This is a genomic window from Muricoccus vinaceus (assembly GCF_042433125.1).
In the GTDB taxonomy this organism is placed as follows: domain Bacteria; phylum Pseudomonadota; class Alphaproteobacteria; order Acetobacterales; family Acetobacteraceae; genus Roseomonas; species Roseomonas vinacea.
Map to the genome: position 1 here is coordinate 1 of NZ_JBHLVZ010000061.1, position 7,792 is coordinate 7,792.

7 protein-coding genes and 2 pseudogenes are annotated in these 7,792 nt (G+C 64.2%); 4 read left to right on the plus strand and 5 right to left on the minus strand.

The features are described from left to right. Nucleotides 1–8 precede the first annotated feature (8 nt). Nucleotides 9–791: an FAD-dependent oxidoreductase gene (locus ACFFIC_RS18185; protein ID WP_377052943.1), complete on the minus strand. Its 783-nt coding sequence runs from the start codon at nucleotides 789–791 to the stop codon at nucleotides 9–11. Here ACFFIC_RS18185 and ACFFIC_RS18190 point away from each other — a divergent pair. Together ACFFIC_RS18190 and ACFFIC_RS18195 are read left to right on the plus strand one after the other, a co-directional pair. Further along, the gene (locus ACFFIC_RS18190) at nucleotides 751–840 is read left to right on the plus strand and encodes a helix-turn-helix domain-containing protein (protein WP_377052931.1); all 90 of its coding nucleotides are present in this window, start codon (nucleotides 751–753) and stop codon (nucleotides 838–840) included. The two genes, ACFFIC_RS18185 and ACFFIC_RS18190, sit on opposite strands and share 41 nt — an antisense overlap. Before the next feature lie 119 nt (nucleotides 841–959). After that, nucleotides 960–1,616, plus strand: a complete 657-nt coding sequence (locus tag ACFFIC_RS18195; RefSeq protein ID WP_377052933.1) for a substrate binding domain-containing protein — start codon at nucleotides 960–962, stop codon at nucleotides 1,614–1,616. 343 nt (nucleotides 1,617–1,959) lie between these two features. On the opposite strand, the pseudogene ACFFIC_RS18200 reads toward ACFFIC_RS18195, so the two are convergent. Together ACFFIC_RS18200 and ACFFIC_RS18205 are read right to left on the minus strand one after the other, a co-directional pair. Then, nucleotides 1,960–2,130: pseudogene (locus ACFFIC_RS18200) on the minus strand (FAD-dependent oxidoreductase); the annotation flags it as partial. Nucleotides 2,131–2,322: 192 nt separating this feature from the next. Further along, nucleotides 2,323–2,763, minus strand: coding sequence for a PACE efflux transporter (locus tag ACFFIC_RS18205; RefSeq protein ID WP_377052935.1), 441 nt, complete (start codon nucleotides 2,761–2,763; stop codon nucleotides 2,323–2,325). 89 nt (nucleotides 2,764–2,852) lie between these two features. Between ACFFIC_RS18205 and ACFFIC_RS18210 the strand changes: the two genes are divergently transcribed. Then, on the plus strand, nucleotides 2,853–3,761 hold the full coding sequence (locus ACFFIC_RS18210) for a LysR family transcriptional regulator (RefSeq protein ID WP_377052937.1): 909 nt from the start codon (nucleotides 2,853–2,855) through the stop codon (nucleotides 3,759–3,761). A 388-nt stretch (nucleotides 3,762–4,149) separates the two neighbouring features. Here ACFFIC_RS18210 and ACFFIC_RS18215 read toward each other — a convergent pair whose 3' ends face one another. Next, nucleotides 4,150–4,497, minus strand: coding sequence for an H-NS histone family protein (locus tag ACFFIC_RS18215; protein ID WP_377052939.1), 348 nt, complete (start codon nucleotides 4,495–4,497; stop codon nucleotides 4,150–4,152). 257 nt (nucleotides 4,498–4,754) lie between these two features. After that, nucleotides 4,755–5,902: pseudogene (locus ACFFIC_RS18220) on the minus strand (IS3 family transposase). 130 nt (nucleotides 5,903–6,032) lie between these two features. Here ACFFIC_RS18220 and ACFFIC_RS18225 point away from each other — a divergent pair. Beyond that, nucleotides 6,033–7,187: an FAD-binding domain-containing protein gene (locus ACFFIC_RS18225; protein WP_377052941.1), complete on the plus strand. Its 1,155-nt coding sequence runs from the start codon at nucleotides 6,033–6,035 to the stop codon at nucleotides 7,185–7,187. Nucleotides 7,188–7,792 lie beyond the last annotated feature (605 nt).

The window sequence follows — 7,792 nt, forward strand, 5'->3', positions numbered from 1 at the left end:
AGAGCTCATCAGGAACGAGGAGGGCTATCCTTCCTCAACGCCTCAACCCAGGTTCTGTCCCGAGCTTTAAGGCCTCTGGCGTTCGGGATGTCCTGCCACTTGAACAGCACGTCGCCCGCCACGTGCGCCTCGATCGGCCAGCCGTTGACGCCGATTGTGTCATTGAAGCTCGCGCACTCCAGCACGTCCGCCTCGGTCGAGACGTAGTCGCCGAGGACCCGGCGCGTCTCCCGGATGCCGAGCTGGGGCGGGATGTCAACGATGTAGGCGTCGCGGAAGGAGGGGACGCGCGCTCGCATGAAGGCGAAGCTGTCACGTATCTGACGGCGCCCCTCGATCTCGCCGTGGCTCAGCTGAACAGCATCGGTGCCATCCACGGGGCTGCCGTCCGGATTGGTGACCTGCGTGACGTTAGCGCGCCACTCAATCGAGTTCTTCTGCGGGCGAATGATGGGAGTCTTACGCAGGAAGCGCATCCCTTCGTCGCGCTCGGCCGCTTCCATGATCGCCGGGATGCCCTTCCAGGCACGCGCCTCCGCCGCACCGGCGGCCACCGCGTTGAGGCGGAACATGGTGGAGGGATGGAGCATCCCGCCCTTCCCATCGCCAAGCTCCCAGGGTGCCCCGGCCCACATGGTGAGATCGCCGTCGCCCGAGGCATCGATGAAGACGCGCCCGAGCTGACGCGGATCGCGAACAATCAGGAAAAGCGCATTGGATACGCTGACGAACCTGAAGGCGTTCTTGGCCGTGGCTAACTGCGGCAGCTTCTCCGCTGCGGCCCGGCAGATCGGGGTGGCGCCCTCGGTTGTGACGAAGCGCATCGATCAACTGCAATGAACAGCGAAGATGGAGCTGTTCACGCGCACTACCCGCCGCGTGGCCTGCCCGAAGCGGGCCACCGTTTCCTTCCGCGAGTACGAGCAGCGGTGCCCGAGCTGGACGAGGTCTTGGTTGACATGGCCCGGCCACGTCGCGACCTCGAAGGTCACTTGCGGGTAAAGGTTCCAACCACGCTGACCATCCTCCATCTCGACGCGATCCTGGCCCGTTTTCAGGCGGAGCACCCGCGGTTGAGCCTGGACGTGGTGCTGGCCGACCGGCCGCTGAACCCGGTGGAGGAGGGGTTCGACCTCGCCGTGACGGTGTTCCCGGCCTTCTTCAGCAACGTATTCGACGAGCCCCTCTGCCCTTTGCGGCGCATGGTCTGCGCGTCACCCGCCTATCTCGCCTCGCGCGGCATGCCAAAGCACCCGCGGGATCTCGCGGGGCACGACATCCTGAACTTCCTGCCGACCGGCCCGATCTGGACCTTCGAGAGCAACCGGGGCCCGATTGGGGTGGAGGTGGCGCCCAAGCTGAGCGCCAACGACAGCCAGGTCCTTCTCGCCGCTGCCCGCGAAGGGAACGGCATCGTGCTGCTGCCGAGCTACGTCGCAACCCCTGCGCTACGCTCCGGCGAACTGACGGAAGTGCTGACCGGGTTTTCCTTGCCCGATATCTTGATCAAGGCCCTCGTCCCCACGAACCGGGTGCAGATCCCGCGTGTCCAGGCGCTGGTCTCTACCCTCCGAAACAGCCTGGGCCAGACATCGCCCTGGGAGCAGCCCGGCTGAGGCTTCGTCCAGGGTCACGGGCCGCTCCGCAACAGCAGCACCGCAGCCCTGGACATTGGCGAGAAGCCGTACGGACTTCTCGCGATGGCTCACCTGGGCGCGGGGAGTTCAGCGGCGGCGCCGGGCGCCTGGAGAAGCGCCCCCTGGCCCAGCAGTTCGGCGTCCACCTCAGCGAACGGGATCTCATGCACCGGAGCGTTCCGCTTCGTCGCCAGAGCCGCGGCAACGCCCGTGGCCTAGCCGGTTGCCATCGCCTGCGGCATGATTCACAGGGCGCCGAACGAGGTATGCGTGGCTGAAATGCCGCAGCGCGAGATCGGCGCATTATCAGGTCTTTCGGAACCAAGGCGCCCAGCGGGATGGCATAATGGTGATCCGGCTCGCCCATCCGCTCCAGCCGCGTCGCGGTACCGCGGGTCTCGTGCACGTCAATGGGGAAGGCGCCGAGAGCTACGGTATCCGCGGGATGGTTGCCGCTGCGGAGATCCGCCTCGGTAATCACGACATGCGAGCGAACTCCCCGCGTTCATGTCTGCACTGTGTCTGCTTCCCTTCACCGTGGCGTCGAAAGCGGACTAGCCGCTACCGGCCAGACCCTGCCGCGGCAGCCGGGCCGGCGAGCCGCTTGTCAGCGCCAAGCTCGCCTCAGCATCTGACGAGCTTCGCGCGCGCTCGAGAGGAGGCCTGACCAGCATATTTTGGCCGGTTACCCGACCACTCTCGCCTGAGCAGACCAAGTCGGGAGGGGGAAAACCCGATCATAAACCAGGTTGAAGACGAAGGCGTAGGCCACGTAGAAAGCCGCAATAGCGATATCCATTACGAAGGCCTGGACAATACCGATCCCGAGGTACCAAGCGATCGGCGGCAGCAGGATCACCAGCAGCCCTGCCTCGAACAGCACGGCATGGGCCAGGCGCACGGGGAGGCTTTTGCGCGTGTGCCCGGCCAGCCGCTGCATCGTGTGATCGAAGCCGAGATTGTAGACGTAGTTCCACGCCGTTGCCACGCAGGCACTACCGACGCCGATCACCCCCATGTCGGAGGCGTGCAGCCCGAACAGCAGGGTTCCGAGCGGGATGATGAGAGCGAGGCCCAGGACTTCGAAGAGGATGGCGTGGCGGATACGGTCGCGTGTGCTGCGCATGGTCTTGCCTCGGATTGCTTGGCTGGTGCACCGCTTTCTATCTGCGATACTCCCGGCAGCAAGTTGGAACCTATCTGGAAATCCGATAGATGGCTGTCTCGCTCGAACAGCTCCAGGCCTTCGTAGCGGCGGCCGAGGCTGGGTCATTCTCCGGCGCGGCCCGCGCGCTGCGCAAAGCGCAGTCGGCCGTCAGCACCCAGGTGGCGAACCTGGAGGCAGATCTGGGCCTGGAGCTGTTCAGCCGGGTGGGCCGAAACCCCGTGCTTACTCCGGCTGGGGAACGGCTGCTGGGGGAGGCGCGCGTGGTGCTCGACCGGCGCGAGCACCTCATCGGCGTGGCGACCAGCCTGGAGCAGCGGGTGGAGAACCGGCTGGTGGTCGCCATCGACGAGCTCTACCCCGAGCACGCATTGGGCGCATTGTTCGCCGAATTCGCCCGACGCTTCCCCTTCGTGGAACTGGAGTTGCTCTTCCCGCTGATGGAGGATGTCAGCCGTATGGTGCAATCCGGCACGGCCAGCCTGGGCGTCATGTGGCGCCAAGAGGGCCTGCCAACGGAATTGGGCTTCCAGACCATCGGCTGGGTGCCCCTCAAGCTCGTCTGCGGGCGCGATCACCCGCTAGCGAAGGCGCGGGTGGAGTGGGAGGAGCTGAAGCGCCACCGCCAGATCCTCGTGGCGGCGCGCAGTGATGGGCCGGAGAAGCGGCGCCTGCGGGTGGCCGCCGAGGTCTGGTGGGTGGAGAGCCACTGGGTGATCCTGGAGATGGTGAAGCACGGGATCGGCTGGGCCTTCGTCTCCGACCACGTGATCGCCTCCTCCCCCGCCGCGCCGGACCTCGTCACGCCCGACCTGCAATTCGACAAGGGGGACTGGCCAGTGGCGCTGGAGCTGGTCTGGCACAAGCAGCAGCCCTGCGGCCCCGCTGCGACCTGGCTGCGCGAGCGCTTCGCAGCGGAGCGGGTTGGCAGTTTATCAGGAGGCGGCCGGGCAGGTTAAGGACTACATGGGCATGCTCCTTAACGGCAGTGGGCCGCCTCCGAAGCGTCAGGGATGGAAAGCCGGGGCGGCTCCGGCGGGGCAGTGAGCGCAGCTCGCCGTAGCCGAACAGGTCAGTCCTAGGCCTTGTCACACACCGTCCCGCACACGGCTTGCGTCTCGTCTGGGTGCCTGGAGCGAACTCGCTGAGCAGCGGGAGAGGATAGGACATGCAGAGGGGGAAGCAGAAGCCGCAAGGCTTCGACGGGAAGGGAATGCAGAGATCGCAGGGCTTCGACGTGAATTGGACAGCTGGACAAGTGGAGGAGCAATTGAAAGGGCTGTCCCTGCCCTAGTATGGAGAAGGCAGTAGGAACTGCCCCCTTGAGGGCAGCCCCGACATGCTCAGCTAAACCGCGAAGTCCTCTTTGCTCTGGCCGCGCTCAATGGCTTCCGTGAGCCATCTTGGCATCCTGCCGCGGCCAGTCCATGTGGCATCATCGGGACCACGGAACTTGACGGCCACTTGCCCACCCTTGTCGCCGCGCGGCTTGCGGACATTGGTCTGAGGGGCGGCCTGCTTGCCTACCAATGCCTCAAGGCTCAGTCCGAGCTGAGCGGCCTTGTCAGACATCTCCTCAATCAGAGCCGCCTTCGCCGCCTCTTGCTTCTCAGCACGCTTCGCAGTGGCCTGCTCAATAAGTTCGGTCAGCTCTTGGGCGCTCAGCTCGCCGAGGTTTACTTGAGTCTTCGCCATCAATCCATCTCTTCACTTAACCGGGGCAAGGCGCCCACCGCAGGGTAACAGGCAATGGCGAAGATGGTTCTCTATTAGGAAACAGTATTCCCTAACCCTTGGAGGAGGTAGCGCAGTCTCTACGAGGGATCAGTGTCCCCCCTGAAATTCGGTTCGCACTCCCTCTCTATTAGGAGCCAGTATTCCTTCAACCCTCGGAGAGGGAGCGTAGTCCCTATGAGGGGGTGACCTGAGCCCTGAAGTTTCTCTGGGCTGAGCTAGAGTCCTTGGTGATTGTTTGCCGCCGCGGGAGTGGCATTGGCAAGGGCTTCCAACATCCGAGGCGTTATGGCTCGCCTGCCGATCTCGGCGGGTGTGGCGCCGCGGTGGGCCGAATGCGGCCGGACGTGGTTGTAGTCCGCCTGCCACCTGGCCAGCACGGCCCGGGCGTGAGCGAGCGAGGTGAACAGGGTTTCGTTCAGGCATTCGTCGCGCATGCGGCCATTGAAGCTCTCCACGAAGGCGTTCTGCTGCGGCTTTCCAGGCGCGATATAGTGCCATTCCACCTGCCGGTCCTGGCTCCACTTCAGGATGGCATTGCTGGTCAGTTCGGTGCCGTTGTCGCTGACGCACACCAGGGGGCGACCTCGCCGCGCCATCACGGTGTCCAACTCGCGGGTGACCCTGACACCGGATAGCGAGGTGTCGGCCACCAGCGCCAGGCACTCGCGGCTGAAGTCGTCGGCCACCGTCAGAATGCGGAACCGTCGCCCGTCGTCCAACGCGTCAGATACGGAGTCCAGCGACCAACGCTGGTTCGGTGCCTGCGGCAACACCATCGGCGCCCGCGTGCCCACAGCCCGCTTCCGGCCACCACGACGGCGCACCTGCAGCTTCTCCTCGGCATAGAGCCGCCGCAGCTTCTTGTGGTTCAGCCGTATACCCTCGCGCGCCAGCAGGATGCTCAGCCGCCTATAGCCAAATCGACGGCGCTCGGCCGCCAGTTCCCACAGCCTTGCCCGAACCGGCGCGTCATCAGGGCACCGGGCTCGGTAGCGGATCGACGTCCGCTCGGCGCCGAGCAGCGAACACGCCCGCCGCTGGCTGATCCCGTGCACCTCCTGGGCATGGGCCACCGCCGCCCGCCTGGCCGCGGGCCTCAGTAATTTTCTGTGGCGAGATCCTTCAGCACGGCGTTGTCCAGCATCGCCTCGGCCAGCAGCCGCTTCAGCCTGCCGTTCTCGTCCTCGAGCGTCCGCAGCCGCTTGGCCTACGACACACCAAGACCGCCGTACTTGGCCTTCCAGGCATAGAAGGTCGCTTCCGAGATCCCGTGCTTGCGGCAGAGATCCGCCGTCTTCAGCCCAGCCTCCTGCTCCCGCAGCACCCCGATGATCTGCTCTTCCGTGAACCGTCCGCGCTTCATGTCCGTCTCCAAACGGGTGACGGACTCTACCTCCTCTCGGCAGAAATCTCGGGGCTCAGGTCACTGGATCTCGATCGCCAGAGAACTATCGATAGACCATCGCCCTCACGGGCGGACAGAGCAGCCCCACATGATGATCATGGCCGATCACTCCGTCTTCACTCGCACCGCGGCTTTGGATCATCTGACGGGAGTGCTCCCACGCACGGGTTACGCCTACGTGCAGGGGCGGAACACCGACCAGGGTCCAGAAGTCGAGCCATCTACCACCGCGTTGTCGCCCTACCTACGCCGTCGCCTCTTGTTGGAGGAGGAGGTGGTCGATGCTGCGGTCGCCGCCCAGGGGTCACAAGCGGCTGGCAAGTTCGTTGAGGAGGTCTTCTGGCGCTCCTACTTCAAAGGCTATCTTGAGAGCCATCCTTCGATCTGGACGGACTACCTCCACCTAGCGACCGAGGGGCGTAACCAGTTGGCCACCCAATCTGGGTTGAGGAGGGTTTTCGAAGATGCCGTGTCCGGCTGCACTGGCATCGACGCCTTTGACCACTGGGCCAGAGAACTGGTGGAAACAGGCTGGCTGCACAATCACGCGCGTATGTGGTTCGCCTCGATCTGGATCTTTACCCTTCGCCTGCCGTGGGCGCTGGGAGCAGACTTCTTCCTGCGCCATTTGCTCGACGGAGATCCTGCCAGCAACACCTTGTCCTGGCGCTGGGTGGCCGGGCTACACACCCGCGGCAAGCATTATGTCGCCCGTGCCGAGAACATTCGGCGCTACACCGAGGGTCGCTTCTCACCCCGGGGTTTAGACGTGGACCCCGCACCGCTGGAGGAGCACACCACTCATTCTACTAGGCCGGTACCACCTCCTGGGACGGTACCAGCAGCTCCGGTGGCACTGCTGCTTCACCTCGACGACCTGTACCCGGAGAGCCTGCCTATCGGCGGCACACAGGTCATGCGGGTAGGTGGGCTGTTGGCGCATCCGCCCGGAGCCTGTGAGCGTGTGGTCCGTGCAGACGAGGAGGCAATGAGCGATGCCCTGGCGCGGGCTGCCGCACATTTCAGCTGTTCATCCGGGATGACTGAATCGAATTGGAATGATGGTCTGCCAGTGATGACAGCGTGGGCACCGGTCGGCCCCTCGTCCGACGCGTTACCGGAGGAATGTGTGCGGGTGCGGCGGCAATGGGACAGTCTCGTCTGGCCTCATGCGACACGCGGCTACTTCCAGGTGCGCAAGGCAATCCCAGCCATCCTGTCTCTTCGCATCCGTGGAGCCTAAGCAGGCTTTTCCACCCCGGTTGGATCGCACTAGCGAAGGCGGCGCCGCATTTCGGCGGAGAAGACGCGGGCACAGATCAGGAGCATCAGAGCTTGGACACGGGAGGACAGCGATTGGGGCCGCCTCCCTAGCTGTTTCCGCATTGCTGCCGCCAGTCCTTCAGCGTCCTGGAGCATTGCTCTGATCTGCGCGTGGCTTAGGGGGCCCGGCATGGCTTGGGACGTGACCGTTTGCATCGGAGCTTCCTTGCAGTTGACGATGCCAACTCTTCTTGGATCGTTATCGCATCAATCATGTAGATGGTTGCTAGACCGATGTCGAACAAAACTAGCTCTGTCTCAGATCACGAGATCTTCAGTGGTCCTGGATGTATGGGGTACAACCAACCCATCGAATCCGATCGCCAACCAGGGTGAACGGACTGGACGCCGTGATCGCCATGCACCGATTACACGAGGGACAGGCAGGCACCCCTTTGCGGTCGCCAGAGGTGTGAAGTTGCCACGTTTGCCCAGGATCCTTGGGCATCCCACTGGCTCTGCCCTAGCATTACAGTTGCGATCTATGTTGGATGTGGGCTTGTTGAGCGACAGCTTGGTGTGCTC